17 protein-coding genes and 1 tRNA gene are annotated in these 18921 nt (G+C 34.7%); 14 read left to right on the top strand and 4 right to left on the bottom strand.

Annotated features, from left to right (window positions below):
• Nucleotide 1 precedes the first annotated feature (1 nt).
• The 5 genes from P177_RS16070 to P177_RS16050 all read left to right on the top strand — a co-directional run bounded on the left by P177_RS16070 (nucleotide 2) and on the right by P177_RS16050 (nucleotide 4317).
• A complete protein-coding gene (locus P177_RS16070; protein ID WP_036156386.1) occupies nucleotides 2-913 on the top strand; it encodes a polysaccharide lyase family 7 protein in 912 nt (303 codons plus the stop codon).
• A gap of 10 nt (nucleotides 914-923) precedes the next feature.
• Entirely contained in the window at nucleotides 924-1901 is a 978-nt protein-coding gene (locus P177_RS16065; RefSeq protein ID WP_051941878.1) for a polysaccharide lyase family 7 protein, read from the top strand.
• Between the two features lie 178 nt (nucleotides 1902-2079).
• Nucleotides 2080-2781 carry a FadR/GntR family transcriptional regulator gene (locus tag P177_RS16060; RefSeq protein WP_036156384.1) on the top strand — a complete coding sequence of 234 codons (702 nt, stop codon included), beginning with the start codon at nucleotides 2080-2082 and terminating at the stop codon, nucleotides 2779-2781.
• Between the two features lie 87 nt (nucleotides 2782-2868).
• Nucleotides 2869-4149: an Nramp family divalent metal transporter gene (locus P177_RS16055; RefSeq protein ID WP_051941877.1), complete on the top strand. Its 1281-nt coding sequence runs from the start codon at nucleotides 2869-2871 to the stop codon at nucleotides 4147-4149.
• Between the two features lie 93 nt (nucleotides 4150-4242).
• Nucleotides 4243-4317, top strand: a tRNA-Val gene (locus P177_RS16050).
• Between the two features lie 20 nt (nucleotides 4318-4337).
• Here P177_RS16050 and P177_RS16045 read toward each other — a convergent pair.
• A complete protein-coding gene (locus tag P177_RS16045; protein ID WP_036156382.1) occupies nucleotides 4338-5615 on the bottom strand; it encodes a UDP-N-acetylmuramoyl-tripeptide--D-alanyl-D-alanine ligase in 1278 nt (425 codons plus the stop codon).
• A 62-nt stretch (nucleotides 5616-5677) separates the two neighbouring features.
• On the bottom strand, nucleotides 5678-7345 hold the full coding sequence (gene gldJ, locus P177_RS16040) for a gliding motility lipoprotein GldJ (RefSeq protein ID WP_036156380.1): 1668 nt from the start codon (nucleotides 7343-7345) through the stop codon (nucleotides 5678-5680).
• Between the two features lie 439 nt (nucleotides 7346-7784).
• On the opposite strand from gldJ, the gene porV reads away from it, so the two are divergent.
• The 9 genes from porV to P177_RS15995 all read left to right on the top strand — a co-directional run bounded on the left by porV (nucleotide 7785) and on the right by P177_RS15995 (nucleotide 17347).
• A complete protein-coding gene (gene porV, locus P177_RS16035) occupies nucleotides 7785-8933 on the top strand; it encodes a type IX secretion system outer membrane channel protein PorV (protein ID WP_036156378.1) in 1149 nt (382 codons plus the stop codon).
• A 131-nt stretch (nucleotides 8934-9064) separates the two neighbouring features.
• On the top strand, nucleotides 9065-9550 hold the full coding sequence (gene cdd, locus P177_RS16030; protein WP_036158636.1) for a cytidine deaminase: 486 nt from the start codon (nucleotides 9065-9067) through the stop codon (nucleotides 9548-9550).
• A 189-nt stretch (nucleotides 9551-9739) separates the two neighbouring features.
• Entirely contained in the window at nucleotides 9740-10738 is a 999-nt protein-coding gene (gene pdhA / locus P177_RS16025) for a pyruvate dehydrogenase (acetyl-transferring) E1 component subunit alpha (RefSeq protein WP_036156376.1), read from the top strand.
• A 4-nt stretch (nucleotides 10739-10742) separates the two neighbouring features.
• Nucleotides 10743-12383 carry a pyruvate dehydrogenase complex dihydrolipoamide acetyltransferase gene (locus P177_RS16020; RefSeq protein WP_036156374.1) on the top strand — a complete coding sequence of 547 codons (1641 nt, stop codon included), beginning with the start codon at nucleotides 10743-10745 and terminating at the stop codon, nucleotides 12381-12383.
• Nucleotides 12384-12465: 82 nt separating this feature from the next.
• Nucleotides 12466-13506, top strand: coding sequence for a M28 family metallopeptidase (locus P177_RS16015; RefSeq protein WP_316930797.1), 1041 nt, complete (start codon nucleotides 12466-12468; stop codon nucleotides 13504-13506).
• The gene (locus tag P177_RS16010; protein WP_036156372.1) at nucleotides 13506-14186 is read left to right on the top strand and encodes an SDR family NAD(P)-dependent oxidoreductase; all 681 of its coding nucleotides are present in this window, start codon (nucleotides 13506-13508) and stop codon (nucleotides 14184-14186) included. Before P177_RS16015 ends, P177_RS16010 begins: the two co-directional genes overlap by 1 nt.
• A gap of 2 nt (nucleotides 14187-14188) precedes the next feature.
• On the top strand, nucleotides 14189-14791 hold the full coding sequence (locus P177_RS16005) for a SprT-like domain-containing protein (protein WP_036156370.1): 603 nt from the start codon (nucleotides 14189-14191) through the stop codon (nucleotides 14789-14791).
• A 1-nt stretch (nucleotide 14792) separates the two neighbouring features.
• Nucleotides 14793-15872, top strand: a complete 1080-nt coding sequence (locus tag P177_RS16000; RefSeq protein ID WP_036156368.1) for a mannose-1-phosphate guanylyltransferase — start codon at nucleotides 14793-14795, stop codon at nucleotides 15870-15872.
• 5 nt (nucleotides 15873-15877) lie between these two features.
• On the top strand, nucleotides 15878-17347 hold the full coding sequence (locus P177_RS15995; RefSeq protein WP_036156366.1) for a DUF389 domain-containing protein: 1470 nt from the start codon (nucleotides 15878-15880) through the stop codon (nucleotides 17345-17347).
• Here the strand turns inward: P177_RS15995 and P177_RS15990 are convergent.
• Nucleotides 17344-18111 (bottom strand): ABC transporter ATP-binding protein, encoded by a 768-nt coding sequence (locus tag P177_RS15990; protein WP_036156364.1) that lies wholly within the window; start codon nucleotides 18109-18111, stop codon nucleotides 17344-17346. The genes P177_RS15995 and P177_RS15990 overlap by 4 nt on opposite strands.
• Nucleotides 18111-18848 carry an MlaE family ABC transporter permease gene (locus tag P177_RS15985; RefSeq protein ID WP_036156362.1) on the bottom strand — a complete coding sequence of 246 codons (738 nt, stop codon included), beginning with the start codon at nucleotides 18846-18848 and terminating at the stop codon, nucleotides 18111-18113. The genes P177_RS15990 and P177_RS15985 overlap by 1 nt, the downstream gene beginning before the upstream one ends.
• Nucleotides 18849-18921 lie beyond the last annotated feature (73 nt).

The following is an 18921-nucleotide window of genomic DNA, read 5'->3' as shown; positions in this document are numbered from 1 at the left end:
TATGCAAAACACCCGAAAAGGAATATTGGTATTTATAGTATTGCTATTTCTATCTGTAAACGCTACTTCTCAAAATCAGAAAAGTAGCGTTTCAGAATCGGATGTAAAACTTAAAAAATCCAAAAAAAGAAAGAAGAAAGTTAAGCTACCGGAAATTGATTTAAGTAACTGGAAGGTTACAATACCAGAAGGTAGTGGTAAAGGAGGGGCAATAAGTGTAGCACCGCCAGAGATTTTGAATTATGCTACAAATGAGGTGCTGAAACCTTACATGTACAATGATTCTACAAAAGGAGCTCTCACTTTTTATGCGTATCCAACAACTGCAACAACTGCCAATACTAAATATTCTAGGTCAGAATTAAGAGAACAAATGGTTCCAGGAAATGACAATGTAAATTGGACATTTAAGCAAGGGGGCACTTTAAAGGCAAAACTATCAGTTGATGAGGTTTCAAGAGATAAGAATGGTAAGTATCATAAAGTAATCATTCTACAAATTCATGGTAGGTTGACTAATGATCAAAAAGATTTAATCAAGCAAAAAGACAATAATGCGCCGCCGGTATTAAAGATATATTGGCAGAATGGTAAAATTAGAGTCAAAACAAAAAAATTAAAATATGCAGATGTAAATGCTCTTGGCATATTGCATGAAGAAGCTTGGACAGATGATGAAGGATTCAATTTTGAAGAAGAAGTAGGTTTCGGTAAGTTTCAAATTGAAGTGAAAGTTACAGATGGTAAAATGGTGGTTTCGTTGAATAAAACAGAATACGCCGTTTATGACGATTATAACATGAAAAGATGGGGTGTTTTTGAAAATTACTTTAAAGCAGGTAATTATTTTCAAAGCAGAGATGAAGGTTCATTTGCCAAGGTCAGTTTTTACGAACTTGAAGTAAAGCATTAATAAGAAGTATATGATTACAAATAATATTTTACGTTTCTGTAAACCAACTTTAGCAAATTATTTTTTTGCTTTTGCAATGGCATTAGCCATTGTAGGTTGTAGTAATGATGCAGAAATGGATGAAGAGGAAATTGTTCAGGAAGAAGAAGTGGTCAAAGAAGAGGAAGAGGTAACTCCAGAACCAGAAGAGGAAGTGGTTGTTGAAGAAGAACAAGTAGAAGGGGTAGACTTTTTTTTACCGAATATTGATTTAAGTAATTGGAAAGTTACATTGCCCATTGGTAGTCCAGATGAGGTAGAGCCACCAGAGATTATAGATTATGCTACTGATGAAAGATTAATACCTTATATGTATAATGATTCTACGGATGGTTCCTTGGTGTTTTACACAACGCCTGGTTCGTCTACAGCTAATTCTTCCTATTCACGAACGGAATTAAGAGAACAAATGGTACCTGGTAGTAATAGTACAAATTGGACTTTTACGGAAGGTGGCCGTATGAAGGGTACATTGTCTGTGCCTGAAATCACTACAGATGTAGGTGGTGATTTTCATAGAACCTTGGTAATGCAAATTCATGGTAGGCTAACCAATGAGCAAAGAGATTTAATTGGAGAGGATGATAACAATGCTCCCCCAATGTTAAAAATATATTGGCAGAAAGGTAAGGTAAGGGTACTTACTAAAAAGCTAAAAGATCTTAATGCTACAGATGAAGAAATTTTGCATACTGATGCTTGGGAGGATAATGAAGGACATACATTTTCAGAGGAAATCGGTACAGGTACATTTAGTCTAGAGATTATAGCTTCAGAAGGTAGGTTGGAAGTTATTTTAAATGAAACTGATTCTGTGGTTTATGAAGATATTCATATGCAAAAGTGGAGTGTGTTTGAAAACTATTTTAAGGCGGGGAACTATTTGCAAACCCTAGATGCGGGTGCGTTCGCTAGAGTTAAGTATTATGAATTAGAAGTCGCGCATTAGTGATATACGATAAATATACCTAGTATAAATAAGAGAGTTGTTTGAGTTAGATTTGTTGAAATGAGTTTACCGGCTTTTTTAAAAGCTGGTAAATCTCATATTAATTTTCTGATGTATAGAGTTTAGATGTTATTAAGATTATAATTTTTTAAACGATTTTCCTTAAAACAAGATATATATGAAATTAGAAATCCTCACAAGGACTGAAAATCAAGAAATACATAATGAAATTATAGTTCAGCTTAGAGATTTAATGAATAATAAAAATCTTGAGCCTGGTGATAAATTACCGTCAGAAAGAATGCTCTCAGATAAATTTGGCGTTAGTAGAAGTAGTGTTAGGGAGGCTATTCAAAAATTAGAATTTTATGGTATTTTAATATCCAAGCCACAAAGTGGAACTTTTGTGGCAGATATTGGTCAGGTAGCCATGAACGGTATGGTAAATGATATTTTAAGGCTTGATGAACCAGATTTCAAATCTTTGGTAGAAACTAGGATTTTATTAGAACTTAAGACTGTAAGGTTAGCTGCCAGAAGAAGAACTGATGACGATTTGCAATTAATGAAAAGTGCTTTAGATGCCTATCGTGAAAAAGTAGAAAATGGTGAAGATGCTGTACAAGAAGATTTGTTATTTCATTTGGCAATAGCCAGAGCTAGCGGTAATAGTACAATGAATACCTTTATGTTAATTATTACGCCAGAAATATTGACCAATTTTGAAAAATATCACGTTTGTGATAAGAATATGGCATTAAGAGGAATTCAAGAACATCAAGATGTTTTTGATGCAATTAAAAAGCAAGATCCTCAATTGGCAAAGGCAAAAATGAAAGTACACTTTAAGAACCTATACCAGTTTTGTTACAATATTTAATTGTTTAAAATAAATAATAATCATATTCTTTATACTCCAAATTTAAGTAACTATCAATTTTATTTTCATTATTAATCCACCTAAAAAATGAATAAAATAAATAACTCAGCCAAAAAATCGATTTGGAAAAAAATATTGGCTTTAGTATTGGCATTTGGTCCTGGTATCTTTGCTATTGGTTATACTATTGGTACGGGGAGTGTTACCTCAATGATTGTGGCAGGTAGTACTTATGGTATGCAACTTTTATGGGTGCTACTATTAAGTTGTATTTTTTCTGGTTTATTAATGTATGCTTATGGAAATTTTGCTTTAGTTACCGGCGAAACTGCTTTGTATGCTTTTAAGAAGCATTTAAAATGGGGTAAGTTGATTGCTATTCTAATAATTTTAGGTATTTCTTTTGGTCAATGGAATTCATTAATGGGTATTCTAGGTATTTCCGCAAATATTATTTATGAGATATTTTTAATTTATTTCCCTAGTCTGGTAGATGCCAAATATGAATCTGTTCTAATTATAGCAATATCTGTTATAATTTTATTTTATGGATTGCTATTAGTAGGTAAATACACTTTTTTTGAAAAGATTTTGGTCATTTTCGTAACAATAATGGGTCTTTCCTTTATTGTGTCGTTATTTATGGTAAACCCATTACCGGTTGAGGTAATTAAAGGGTTGATACCAACAATACCTAAGGTAGAAGGCGGACAAATGATGGTTGCAGCCTTTGTAGGTACCACTATGGCAGCAGCTACATTTCTTTCCAGACCACTTTTTGTAAAAGGAAAAGGATGGACAATTAAAAATCGTGGACAACAGAAAAAAGATGCTGTAATAGCAGCAACACTTGTATTTTTTATAAGCGCTTCTGTAATGGCTGTAGCCTGCGGTGCCTTATTTCATCAGGGAGAGCCAGTAACCAAAGTGTTGGATATGGTGAATACTTTAGAGCCTGTAGCAGGTAAATTTGCCCTTACACTTTTCTTTTTTGGTACATTAAGTGCAGGCTTGTCATCTATATTTCCGTGTTTATTGATCGCACCTATATTATTAGCAGATTATCAATCCGGAGAATTGGATACAAATTCAAAACAGTTTAGAATAATAACGGCAATAGCTTCATTGTTTGCATTGATTGTTCCAATATATGGGGCTAATCCTATTCAAATGCAAATACTGTCACAAGTCTTTAATGTGTTTGTTTTACCATTGGTGATTTTAGGGATTATCCTTCTCATCAACAACAAAAAATTAATGAACGAGTATAAGGCGGGTATATGGCTTAATTTAGGTCTGTTTGCTGCTCTTTTCTTTTCCTGTGTAATTTCTTATAATGGAATAGTGGCATTATTGGATTATTTTTAAACTTCAGGTAATCTAGGTATCACTTTTCAGTTTATCGAATGATTTTAAAATAAGATTAATAGTATCTTTGTCTCCTTATAAAGAATTACAAAGGGGATATTAGCTCAGTTGGTTTAGAGCGCTGCCTTGACAGGGCAGAGGTCACCGGTTCGAATCCAGTATATCCCACAGTTTTTATCGAAATAAGATTAAATAACATCTAGAACACGCTCTAATGCCATACCTCTAGAGCCTTTGATCAGAATACTTGATTTGGGTTTTAATTTGCTCTCTTTCAGGTAAACATTCAAATCATCAAAGTTTTTCAACTTTATAGATTTCGTACTAGTTCTATTAAAATTTTCACCTACTAATATTACTTTTTCAAAATTTAGGTCTAAAGCTAAATCGGCAATATTTTGATGTTCTTCCATAGCGGAATCTCCCAATTCAAACATGTCTCCAAGAATTAAAACTTTTTGATCCTTCTTTAAGGAACCAAAGTTCTCTAATGCCACCTTCATACTTGAAGGGTTCGCATTATAAGCGTCAAGAATTATGTAATGTCCGCTTTTGTCTATTATCTGAGATCTGTTATTATCTGGGGTGTAGCTTTCAATTGCATTTTTTATTTTGTTCAACTCAATATTAAAAAATTTTCCAATGATGATTGCAGCACAGCAATTTGGGAAATTATATGTACCAATAAGGTTAGATTTGATAATTGACCCTTCAGCTTTTATAGTAACGAATGGTTGGACTTCTACTAACGTAATATTATAATATTTGGAATTCTCAGTACTAAAGCCATATTTTTTGGTGTAGGCAGCGAGTTTTTCTAATTGTATGGGATCATCTGCATTTAGGAATATCGAATTTTTATTTGTAGTTAAATAATCATATAATTCGCTCTTACCTTTTATAACACCTTCCACACCTCCAAAACCTTCTAGATGTGCTTTGCCAAAGTTGGTAATGTATCCGTAATCAGGTTCTGCAATTGAGCATAAAAATTCAATTTCTTTAAGATGATTTGCACCCATTTCTACAATGGCAATCTCAGTATCTTGTTGTATTCTTAGTAAAGTTAGCGGTACACCTATATGATTGTTTAAATTACCTATAGTGGCAATGGTTTTATGGGTGGTACTTAGTACAGCATTAATCAACTCTTTGGTAGTTGTTTTTCCATTGCTACCTGTAAGACTAATGATTTCTACTTTAGATTGTTTTCTGTGAAAATTGGCCAATTGTTGTAATGTAGTCAAAACATTGTCTACGATAATTGTTCTTTGGTCAATGAAGTATTCTTTCTCATCTATAATCACCAAACTTGCTCCACTGTCAAGAGCTTTTTGAGCATAAGTGTTACCATTAAAATTATCTCCCTTCAATGCAAAGAAAATATCATTCTCTTTAATTTTTCTAGTATCTGTACTTATTGAAGGGTTTGCTAAGAAAGCAGAATGTAAATCTTGAATTTTCATAAAATCGAAGATAAAAAAAAGCCCCTTAAATAAGGAGCTTTTTTAATTCGTTAGGAAGAAAATTATTTAGCTTTCTTTCCTCTAACTGTTTTATTTTTTGTTTTCGATTTAGAACCGACTCTAGACATTGCACATCTAAAACCAATATAATCGGTAGCCATATATTGTGGCAAGTATCTTCTTTGTGCAGGATCTAACCAGTAAGCTCTATCTCTCCAAGATCCACCTTTGTAAACTCTTACTTCATCATTGATCAATGTAGTTCTATTGTTTGAAGAGTCATATCCTTTAACAAGGTTTCCTAATGAATCTCTTTCAACTGAATGCTTAGGAGAGTTATACATTTTTTTGCTTTCATCTTCCTCTTCACCATCGTTGAATCTATCATAGAATCTTGAAGAACCAGCGTCGCCATCTCTATATCCTCTGTTATCACTAGAAGAGAAATTTGTTCTCAAGTAAGTTTCTTCTTCATCAACAGGTACCATTTTAATTTCACCTGGTAAGTTTACGGCAACTACTTTTCCGTTTGGCAATGTATCATAAACTATAGAATCTCTAAGAATGTTAACTTTACCATCTTCGCCGATTGCAGTTTTCATGTAAATATTACCTCTGTAATAGTTGAAATCACTTACTTCATCGTCAACTATTGGTCGGTAAACATCAGCTACCCATTCGGCAACGTTACCAGCCATATCGTAAAGACCTAAATCGTTTGGCTTGTAAGACATAACTTGAGCAGTAATATCTGCGCCATCATCAGACCAACCTGCGATTCCGCCATAATCACCCTTACCTTGCTTGAAGTTTGCTAATTGATCACCTCTACCAACACGTTGTCCATTACGAGTGTAATCACCTTCCCAAGGATATTTTTTTCTACCTCTATAATTGTTATATTCTCTTTGCCCAACTTGCGCCTGTGCAGCATATTCCCACTCAGTTTCAGTAGGTAATCTATATTCTGGCATGATGATACCACTGCTTCTTTTTGCGAAAGCAGCTGTACTATCTTTTTTCATTTTTCCTTGTAGAGAGTCAATTTGACCATTATAAACCGATTCCGGTCTGTTTAAATAAGCCTCAGTACTAAAAGTACCTTGAACTTCTCCAGTTGCTGCTTGATATTTAGCATCTTCAGATAAGTACCCTTCTCTTTCTAACATAACTTCGTTTACACGGTCAGTTCTCCATTCTGCAAATTGAGTAGCCTGAATCCAGTTTACGCCAACTACAGGATACTCTGCGTATGCTGGGTGTCTTAGGTAGTTGTTGGTCATAGTTTCGTTAAAGCCTAATCTGTTTCTCCAAACCAAAGTATCTGGTAAAGCACCTACATAAATATTAGTGTATTTTGGGTTTTCTGGAGGATAAACACTTTTTAGATAATCTAGGTATTCCAAATACATTACATTGGTAACCTCTGTTTCATCCATATAAAAAGATTGAACATGCTGTGCAGTCGGAGTATTGTTCCAATCATGCATTACATCATCTTGTACTTTACCTTTAGTAAATGTACCACCTTCAACAAATACCAATCCAGGAGCGGTTTCTTGCTCTTTAAAGTCGGTATTGTATTGAAAACCACCTTCCTTGGCATTTATCTTCCAACCTGTAGCTCTAGACGTATTTTTTCCAGATGAGGATTTAGAACAGCTACTTACTGTAAAACCTCCTACTAATACCGTGCATGAGAGTACAACTTTTATTAAATGTTTTTTCATAATTAGGACTTGAGTTCAATTTCCATATACTATAGTAGTTTGGTAGCTATAGTATATGATACTGTAATTTCTTTTAATTTGTTTGTCACTTTCGCTCAATAGAACGGTGTTTTTATGAGATTATTTTACAATTGAAAATAATTTTAAAAATCTCATAGCGAACTGTCAATAAATTTAGGCTCGCTTTAATAGGTAAACGCTAAAAACAACTAATTAGTATGGTTTTGGATAATTCTTTTAGAAACAATAAACAACCGGGATTTATTGAGATTTAAAAAGGCGAAGATGTCTTTATTGATACTCGTATGATAAAATGTTGCAAAAAATTTAATATTCATGCAAGATAACGGGAAAATATGCGTTTACATGTAAAATATTAAAGTGTGAAATAGGGCATTCACTATATTTCACCTTTAAAAATTTAAAGAACTATTCTAAAATGAGAAAAATTTCTATCATTTTCTTTGTATTTATTATCGGTAAGGTATTTGCGCAAGACGATCAACGTGTAATTACTACAGCCGTTCCATTTCTTACAATTGCAGCAGATGCAAGATCTGCGGGTATGGGTGATATGGGTGTAGCAACGTCTACAGATGCTTTTTCTCAACAATGGAACCCTGCGAAGTTCGCTTTCGCGGAACAAAAAATGGGAATAGGAGTTAGTTATACTCCATATTTGGAAAGCATCATTACTGATATTTCTTTGTTGAACGCAAGTTTTTACAACAAGTTAAATGAGCAGAGTGCTTTTGCGGTTAGTTTAAGATACTTTACATTAGGTGAAATCGAATTAAGGCAATTCGCAAATGATCCAGGTACCATTGCTAAACCAAACGAATTAGCATTGGATGGTTCTTATTCTTTAAAATTGAGTCCAACTTTCTCAATGGCAGTAGGTGGTAGATATATTAGGTCTAACTTAAAATTACCACAGAACGGAACTGAAGATTCTCAGGCTGCAGGTTCATTTGCTGTGGATGTGGCAGGTTACTACAGATCACGAGAGATAGCATATAATAATTTCGATGGTAGATGGAGGGCTGGTTTTAATCTTTCAAATATTGGAGGTAAAATTCAGTATGATGAAGGAGGACAAGAGAATTTCTTGCCTAGTAAATTAAGTTTTGGTGGTGGTTTTGATTTTATTTTAGATCAAGACAACGTAATAGGCATAATAACTGAATTTACTAAGTTATTAGTACCAACACCTCAAGATTTTGATAATGATGGTGATGTAGATGCCGCTGATAATGATATCTATCAAAATGAAAGCGGATTCAGTGGAATATTTAATTCTTTTTCTGATGCACCAGATGGTTTTAGTGAAGAGTTAAAAGAATTTACTTGGGCGTTAGGGGCGGAATACACGTATCAAGATGCCTTTATGCTTAGAACAGGTTACTTTAATGAAAGCGAAGAAAAAGGATCAAGAAAGTTTTTTACACTTGGTGCAGGTTTTAAATTTAAAGCGGCACAAGTAGATTTGTCTTATTTGTTCTCAACATCTCAAGTGAGAAATCCATTAGAAAATACACTTCGTTTTGCTCTTACCTTTAATTTAGGAGAAGAGTTTTATAATGACTAATGGTAAAAACACATAAATTTTTTAAAAAAAAACCTGCTTCAAGCAGGTTTTTTTTATGCATTAACTTTTTTATTCAATTATTATAAGTGTCAAGTATATATTTGTAGATTGAAAAATAAAATAAAGATATGATCAGTCAAAAGAAGATAAGCTTTGATATAACGGTATATGATTCGGTAAGCGAATTAAGTAATAATGATCAAAATCTAATGTCAGCAGCTGTAAAAGCAAGAGGTAGGGCCTATGCCCCCTATTCTAGTTTTAATGTTGGGGCTTCTGTTTTATTAGAGAATGGGGAGATTATAGAAGGTAATAATCAAGAAAATGCATCATATCCCTCTGGGCTTTGTGCAGAAAGGGTGGCAGTTTTTTATGCCGGGGCAAAATATCCGGGAATGAAAATTAAGGCAATTGCAATTACTGCGGCATCATTAAATCATGTGGTTAGTGAACCAGCAGCCCCTTGTGGTAACTGTAGACAGGCAATTTCTGAATATGAATTTAGACAGCAAGAACCTATCAGAATTCTTTTAATGGGCGAAACTGGTGGTGTTATTGAATGCAATTCACTTGCAAATTTGCTACCTCTTGGTTTTAATAGTAGTTTTTTGAATTAAGAAAACTTATAAAAAGTATTGTAAATAAACACGTTATATGCTTTATTTGTTAAGCACATAATTTCTGGGTCGATTTGCTTCTAATATTTTTATCGATTCATTTATATGTGTATTTTTGCTCTTCTTGGATACCTAGGTCATACATGCCTCTGTTATCAAATAAAGAATTTAAACCTTTAGTTAAAATTGATGAAAAAAATCACCAAGGAAACGTATTTAAAGTGGTATGCAGACATGCTGTTTTGGAGAAAGTTTGAGGATAAATTGGCTGCTGTATACATTCAGCAAAAGGTAAGAGGGTTTTTACATTTGTATAATGGGCAAGAAGCTGTTTTGGCTGGTGCTCTTCATGCAATGGATTTAACCAAAGACCGAATGATAACTGCTTATAGAAATCACGTTCAACCTATTGGTATGGGTGTTGATCCTAAAATGGTTATGGCTGAGCTTTATGGTAAAGTAACAGGTACTTCTAAAGGTATGGGTGGGTCCATGCATATCTTTTCTAAGGAGCATCGCTTTCATGGAGGTCACGGTATTGTTGGGGGACAAATTCCTCTAGGTGCAGGTATGGCCTTTGGTGATAAGTACGCAGGTAGAGATAACGTTACCTTATGTTATATGGGTGATGGTGCTGTAAGGCAAGGGTCTTTACATGAGACTTTCAACTTAGCTATGTTATGGCAATTGCCAGTTGTTTTCATTTGCGAAAATAATGGTTATGCTATGGGAACTTCGGTAGCAAGAACATCTTTTTCTACAGAAATCTGGAAGCTAGGTTTGGGTTATGAAATGCCTTGTGGACCAGTAGATGGTATGAATCCTGTTACGGTTGCTCAAGAAATGAGTAAAGCTATTGAAAGAGCACGTAGTGGTGGCGGACCAACTTTCCTTGAAATGAAAACTTACAGATACAGAGGTCATTCAATGTCAGATGCTCAGCATTATAGAACCAAGGACGAAGTTGAAGAATACAAAAAGATTGATCCAATTACTCAGGTGTTGGATATTATCAAAGAAAATAAATACGCAACTGACGATGAAATCAAAGACATTGACAAAAATGTTAAGGTCATGGTTAAAGAGTGCGAGAAGTTTGCAGAAGAATCAGATTATCCACCAGTAAACCAATTATACGATATGGTTTACGAACAAGAGGATTTTCCATTTGTTCAACATAAATTATAATTAGATGGCTATAGTAGTAAACATGCCCCGTTTAAGCGATACCATGGAAGAAGGTACCGTAGCTAAATGGTTAAAAAGCGTTGGAGATAAAATAGAAGAAGGAGATATATTGGCGGAAATCGAAACTGATAAGGCGACGATGGAATTCGAATCTTTCAATGAAGGTACTTTGTTGCATATTGGTATTCAAGAAGGAGATACTGTTCCTGTAGATAGTCTTTTGGCGATTATCGGTGATGAGGGAGAAGATATTTCTGCTTTGATAAGTGGAGGTGGTGCAACTGCTTCAGAAGAGGAATCTGCTGAAGAGCCTGTTGCTGAGGGTTCTTCTGAAGATGCCGAAGCTCAAGGTTCTGGTGAAATTCCTGAAGGAGTAGAAATCGTAAAGATGCCTCGTTTAAGTGACACCATGGAAGAAGGTACTGTGGCTAGTTGGTTAAAGAAAGTTGGTGATGATGTTGAAGAGGGGGATATTCTTGCAGAGATAGAAACGGATAAGGCTACAATGGAATTTGAGTCTTTCTATAACGGTAAATTGTTATATATAGGTATACAAGAAGGTGAGTCTTCTCCTGTAGATGCGGTTTTGGCAGTTATTGGTCCAGAAGGAACGGATGTTGATGCCGTTTTAAGTAATAAATCTGGCGGAAGTAAAAAGAGTTCTGCTACCGAAGCTAAAAAAGAAGATAAAAAATCTGCAGATACTACTGGTAAGAAAGAGGTTTCCAAATCGATTGCAGATGGTGAACGTATTTTTGCATCTCCTTTGGCCAAAAAAATTGCAGCGGATAAAGGTATAGATTTGGCTAGTGTTTCCGGTTCTGGAGATAATGGCAGAATTACTAAAAAAGATATAGAAAATTATACGCCAAGTGCAGCTGAAGCTCCTGTTGCTTCATCAAGTGCAAAGGCTGATAATGCAATAGCTTCTCAGCCGGTTTCTATGGCTTTGCCATCTGGTGAGGAAGGTACGGAAGAAGTTAAGAATTCTAATATGCGTAAGGCTATTGCCAAAGCATTGGGTAATTCTAAATTTAACGCACCACATTTCTATCTTACTATAGAGGTGGATATGGATAATGCAAAAGCTTCACGTGCACAAATAAATAGTTTGCCTGACACCAAAGTATCATTTAATGATATGGTATTGAAAGCTTGCGCAATGGCACTTAAGAAGCATCCACAGGTAAATACTACTTGGAGTGCTGATGCTACAAAATTTCACAAGCATATTCATATGGGTGTTGCTGTGGCAGTAGATGAAGGTCTAGTTGTACCAGTTGTAAAACATGCTGACTTATTGGGCTTAACACAAATAGGAAGTGCTGTAAAAGATTTAGCTGGTAAGGCAAGAAACAAGAAGATTGCTCCATCAGAAATGGAGGGTAGTACATTTACCGTTTCTAATTTAGGTATGTTTGGTATTCTTGAGTTTACAAGTATCATCAATCAGCCAAATTCAGCTATACTTTCTGTTGGTGCAATTGTAGAAAAACCAGTTGTTAAAAATGGGGAGATAGTAGTAGGTAATACTATGAAGTTGACTCTTGCTTGTGATCATAGAACCGTAGATGGAGCTGTGGGAGCACAATTCCTTCAGACATTGAGATATTTTGTAGAAAATCCTGTTACTATGTTAGCGTAGAACATTGATTTAAAAATAGAATTAGAAAAGCATCCTTTCATCGGGATGCTTTTTTTTATCTTTATATTTTAAACTAGATAAGATGATGAAACATATATATGTAGCTTTTTTTAGCTTTTTACTTTTAAGTTGTGGAAGCACAAAAGTGGATCAGTCAACAGTGTTGAATCCTACGAATCCAAAAGGTGTTAAGGGTTCGGTTCTGCCTGCATCTAAAGATGCTCAATTAGAAAGTGTAAAGTCAAATGTTTCTGTCAAAGCTTTGTCCGTTGATATAGAAGCAATCATGACTTTCTTGACGTCAGATGAATTACAGGGTAGAGATACTGGAAGCGAGGGAATTGAAAAGGCTGCAGATTTTATTCAAAATGTATTCAAGAACAATAATGTTCTGCCTTATTTTGCAACATATAGAGATACATTGGAAAACTATAGTGACGGTGTAGCTTATAATGTAGTTGGTTTTTTACCTGGGACAGATTCAAAACTTAAAAATGAATTCGTGGTAATTGGCGCACATTATGATCATATAGGCTTGATTAGCGGAGACGGAGATGATACTATAGCAAATGGTGCCAATGACAACGCATCAGGTACTACTGCTGTTTTGGAATTTGCTAAATATTTTGGTGAACATAAAAACAACAAACGGAGCGTAATTTTTGCCCTATTCACTGCAGAAGAAAAAGGGTTGGTAGGTTCTAAGCATTTAGCTAAGAAGTTAAAAGAACAAAGTATTAGTTTGTATACTATGCTAAATTTTGAAATGGTTGGTGTGCCAATGGTGGAGAAGGATCATAGTTTGTATTTAACAGGTTATGAATTATCTAATTTAGCAGAAATCAGTAATGGCTATGCCAATAAAAATTTGGTAGGGTTTCTTCCAAAGGCAAAAGAATTTAATTTGTTCAGACGTTCGGACAATGCGCCATTTCATGATGAGTTTAATGTGCCTTCGCAAACCTATAGTTCCTTTGATTTTACCAATTTTGGTGAGTATCATAAGGTAGGTGATGAGGCATCGTTAATTGATTATGGTTTTATGGCTAAAATAGTAAGCGAATCTGTACCAATGCTAGAGGGTATTATAAATGCACCTATAAAAGAAGTAAAGTATAACTAATGGAATACATTATAGTAACAGGTACCAGTAGAGGAATAGGATTTGAGTTAAGCAAATTATTGGCTGGCGCTGGGTATAAGGTTTTAGCGCTTTCTAGAAATGCAGAACCGATTAAGAATCTTAAGCATAAAAATATTGAAGCATTTTCTTTTGATGTCTCCGCTAAAGAAAGTAGAAATCATCTATCTGAATTTTTAAAAGATAAAAGTGCTAATGTTCTAGCGCTTATAAATAATGCGGGTAAGCTTATAAATAAACCATTTCTAGAAATAACAGAAGAGGAATTTAAGGCGGTATATGATGTTAATGTATTTGGTGTAGCCGCTGTGACAAGACTGGCTATTCCTTTCATGAGTAAAAGCGGTCATGTTCTTACCATTAGTTCTATGGGCGGCATACAGGGTAGTGCAAAGTTCCCCGGACTTTCAGCTTATAGTTCAAGTAAAGGAGCGGTATTGACTTTGACGGAATTATTAGCTGAAGAATTTAAAGAAACTGGTCCGTCATTTAACGCATTGGCCTTAGGAGCCGTACAAACAGAAATGTTAGAAGAGGCATTCCCAGGTTATGAAGCTCCGGTAAGTGCAAAGGAAATGGCAGAATATGTAATGGACTTTGCGTTAAAGGGACAGAAAATGTATAACGGTAAAATTTTGCAGGTTAGTAGTAGTACGCCATAATAATGCAGCAAACATTAGCTAAATATCTTCCAGAATTGGCGGTTAGTCCTTGTTTTGAACTAATTAAGGATACTCAGGTGCATTTAAAAATCGTTAATGAGCGTGTAACTAGGCATGGAGATTATAGAAGAAGAAAAGACGGTAATCATCAAATAACGGTAAATGCTTCTTTAAATAAATACAGGTTCTTAATTACTTTAATTCACGAAATTGCCCATTTAATTGCTTTTGAGAAATATGGGCGTGGTATTAAGCCGCATGGTCTGGAATGGAAAAAAACATTTCAACATTTAATGATTCCGTTTATTAGACCAGAGATATTTCCATCGCAATTATTACCATTATTAGCTAGACATTTTAAGAATCCAAAGGCAAGTAGTAGTACGGACGCTCAGCTATCTATTGCTTTAAAACAATTCGATGAACAACAATCGGAAAAAACTTACGTTTACGAATTACCAATAGGATGCGTTTTTCGTATCTATAATGGGAAGTTATTTAAAAAAGGAAATAAACGAACCAAGCGTTATGAGTGTATAGAAATATCTACAGGAAGGATGTTTTTATTTCAACCAAATGCTGAGGTAGAATTAATAAAAAGCTGACATGAATAAAAATTATTATGCCGTTTTAATGGCAGGAGGAGTAGGATCGAGATTCTGGCCAATAAGTACAAGTGAAAATCCGAAACAATTTCATGATATGTTGGGTACAGGTGATACCCTTATTCAGAAAACGTTTCAAAGGTTAAATAAGTTTGTGCCTACCGAGAATATTTTAATTCTTACCAACGAGCGTTATAATGATTTAGTGTTAGAGCAATTACCTTTGGTAAAGCAAGAACAAGTAGTTCTTGAGCCTGCAATGAGAAATACAGCACCATGTATTTTGTATGCTGCCATGAAAATTCAGAAAATGAATGAAGATGCGGTTATGATTGTGGCACCAAGTGATCATTGGATCGAAGATGAAGATGCATTTGCAAAAGATGTAACGGCGTGTTTTAAAAAGTGTGAAACAGAAGATGTTTTGTGTACGTTAGGTATCAAGCCTTCTTTTCCTAATACCGGTTTTGGGTATATAGAGTCTAATAAAACTGATACTGCTTCAATTAAAAAAGTAAATCAGTTTAGAGAAAAACCTGATTATGAAACTGCGAAAGATTTTCTTGCACAAGGTAACTTTTTGTGGAATGCAGGGATATTTATGTGGAGTGCAAAAACCATAGTCAATGCATTTCAAAATTTTCAGCCAAAGCAGTATGCGTTGTTTAGAGATGGTCTAGTATGTTATAATACAGACGATGAAAAGAAGTTTATCTCTGAGAACTACCCAAAGGCTGAAAACATTTCTATTGATTATGCTATTTTAGAAAACTCTAAAGCTATTTACGTTAAAGAGGCTACTTTTGATTGGAATGATTTAGGTACTTGGGGGTCGTTATATGACAAGTTAGATAAGGACGAGAATAAAAACGCTATAGTAAATGCGAAAGTATTAACGCAAGATGCTAGTGGTAACATGATAAGGTCTAAAGCCGGTAAGGTTGTTGTTGTAGATGGTCTTAATGATTATATCATAGTTGATAAAGATGAAGTACTTTTGATCTATCCAAAGACTAAAGAACAAGATATCAAACAAGTTTTAAATAAGGTTAAAGATGCCTTTGGTGATGAATTCGCTTAATAAATATGGAGAACAATCTTAATCAAGATAATATTACCCCTACTAGTAATGAAGGTGGTGGTAGTGAAGAAGTAAAAAAAGATTTTCAAGGTCTTTTAGGTAGTGTAAAAAAGTTCCTTTCTGAGCTGTTGGATATTAGAACCAATACAGATCAGCAAGCGACTAAAGAAGCTATTATAGCCGATATTCCTTTTAAGGGGCATACTTCTTGGATTTTGATATGTTCCATTTTTATTGCATCCATAGGTCTTAATGCCAATTCTACTGCGGTAGTTATTGGCGCCATGTTAATATCGCCATTAATGGGACCTATTTTAGGAATAGGGATGTCTGTGGCAATCAATGATATAGATACCTTAAAAAGATCATTAAAGAACTTTGCGGTAATGGTGGTACTTAGTGTCATTACCGCATATTTATTTTATCGTTTTTTTCCCCTTAGAGATGAGTCTTCAGAGCTTCTAGCTAGAACAGAGCCGGATATTAGAGATGTTTTAATAGCATTTTTTGGTGGCTTGGCATTGGTAATTGCCCGTGCTAAAAAAGGTACTATAGCTAGTGTTATTTTTGGTGTTGCAATAGCAACGGCATTAATGCCGCCTTTATGTACAGTAGGTTTTGGTTTGGCAATTGGTAATTTTGAGTACGCTACAGGTGCAATGTACCTGTTTATTATCAATACTATTTTTATAGCCTTGGCGACCTTTTTGGTGATTAAGCTCTTAAAATTTCCCATGGTTCGTTACGTGAATTCGCAACGAAGAAAATTAATAGCTAGGTTGGCTTCTTTATTAGCTGTATTGGTAATGATTCCTGCTGGTATTACATTTTACAATGTATTTAAAAAATCATTGTTTAATAGAGATGCAGAGTCCTTTATTACAGAGAAAATAGAACCATATCAATTTACGGGAGAAGGTAAATTTCTAAGAGATTTTAGTGAGGTGGTTTATGATGATGAAGGTAATTCTAAAATAGAATTATTCTTTATGGGCAATGAGGGAATACCAGAAAATGTAATTGCTACGTGGCGTACACAGATGGCAGATTATAAACAATTAAATGGTACTGAGCTTGCCGTTGTTCAGGGTTCTAGAAGCGATGAGGCAAATGAACTTAAATACGTAAATGAGCTATATGAATCTCAGAAAAGTATTCTGACCAGTAAAGATGAGAAAATACAGGTTCTAGAGACGGAGCTGATGCGTTTAAATCAAATTTCATCAAATCAAATCCCTTTTAAAGAGATTAGTCTTGAAGCAAAGACCAATTACGAAAACTTGGATAGAATTGGATATGCATATTTAATTTCGACAGATTTTACAAAGACGGATAGTATTCCCTTATTTGAAGTCACATGGAAAAAAGAAGCTAAAAGAGCCGAAACAGTTAAGGATATGGCTAAGCTGCAAGAGTGGTTGAGGCTTAGATTGGATAATAAGAATATCCAAATTAAGGAAATGCCTAAAGACTAGTTTTGTTCTTGTATATACATTTGGCGCACTTTCTTAAAAAGGTCAGATGAATACACAAAGTTTGTAACCGCCTCATTATCGGTTTTAAAGATTTCGTTTTTAGTACCTTCCCATTCTAAAAGTCCATCCTTAAGAAATATTATTTTTTCTCCAATTTGCATTACAGAGTTCATGTCATGAGTGTTTATGACCGTTGTAATGTTATATTCTTCTGTAATTTCTTTGATCAGGTCGTCTATTAGAATTGCCGTTTTAGGATCCAGACCAGAATTAGGTTCGTCACAAAATAAATATTTTGGATTCATAACAATTGCACGGGCAATTGCTACACGTTTCTGCATACCTCCAGAAATTTCGGAAGGGAATTTATGATGTGCATCAATTAGGTTTACTCTTTTTAGAACGGCATCTACGCGGTCTTTCATTTCAGATTTAGACTGCTTGGTAAACATTTCCAAAGGAAACATCACATTGCCTTCAACGCTCATGCTATCAAATAGGGCGCTACCTTGAAATACCATGCCCATTTCTTGTCTCAAATCGCGCTTTTCATCATCAGAATGCTCTGAATATAATTTACCATCGTATGCAATGCCGCCTTCTTCTGGTTCAAAAAGACCCAGTAGGCATTTAAGAAAAACGGTTTTACCAGATCCACTTTGTCCAATAACCAAATTTGTTTTTCCTTTTTCAAAGGTGGTAGTTATGCCCTTAAGAATATGAGCGTCGCCAAAAGATTTGTGTATGTCTCGTACCTCTATCATTATCCTAGTAAAAGTTGTGTTAAAATATAATTAAGAATGATAATTACAACACTCGTCCAAACAAATGAAGTTGTACTTGCTTTACCTACTTCTAACGCACCACCTTTCATATAAAAACCATGAAAAGAAGGGATGGTAGCAATAACAAATGCGAAAATTAAAGTTTTTACGAAAGCGTATGCAATATGAAAAGGAACAAAATCTGCTTGTAAACCGGTAATAAAATTTTCGCTAGTTAAGAATCCGCCGAAAACGCCGGCCATCCATCCGCCAAATATTCCTACATACATAGAAATGGCAATGGCAAAAGGATAAAATAACATAGCAATAATTTTAGGGAATACTAAATAGTTCAATGAGTTTACACCCATAACCTCTAAAGCATCAATTTGCTCTGTAACACGCATTGTACCAATACTAGAAGTAATATAAGAACCTACTTTACCTGCCATTATAATAGAAACGAAAGTTGGCGCAAACTCTAAAATAACCGATTGGCGCGTTGCAAAACCAATTAGGTCTCTTGGTATTAACGGGTTGGTAAGGTTAAGTGCTGTTTGTATGGCTACAACGGCACCAATAAAAAAGGAGATAAAAATGATAATACCTAATGAGCTAAAAATCAACTCGTCTATTTCCTTTAATATAAGTGACTTCATTATTCTCCACTTGGTCGGTTTTTTAAAAACCTCACGGATCATAATTGCATAGCTTCCTACAGATGCTAAATAGTTCATTTATTAAAAATAAAATTCTTACCGTAAAAATAACAATAAAGGACTTGATTTAACCTCCGTTTAATCTTTAAAG

The sequence above is a fragment of the Maribacter forsetii DSM 18668 genome (assembly GCF_000744105.1).
GTDB classification, from domain to species: domain Bacteria; phylum Bacteroidota; class Bacteroidia; order Flavobacteriales; family Flavobacteriaceae; genus Maribacter; species Maribacter forsetii.
The sequence above is the reverse complement of the archived record's forward strand: the minus strand, read 5'-3'. Positions and strand labels throughout refer to the sequence as shown.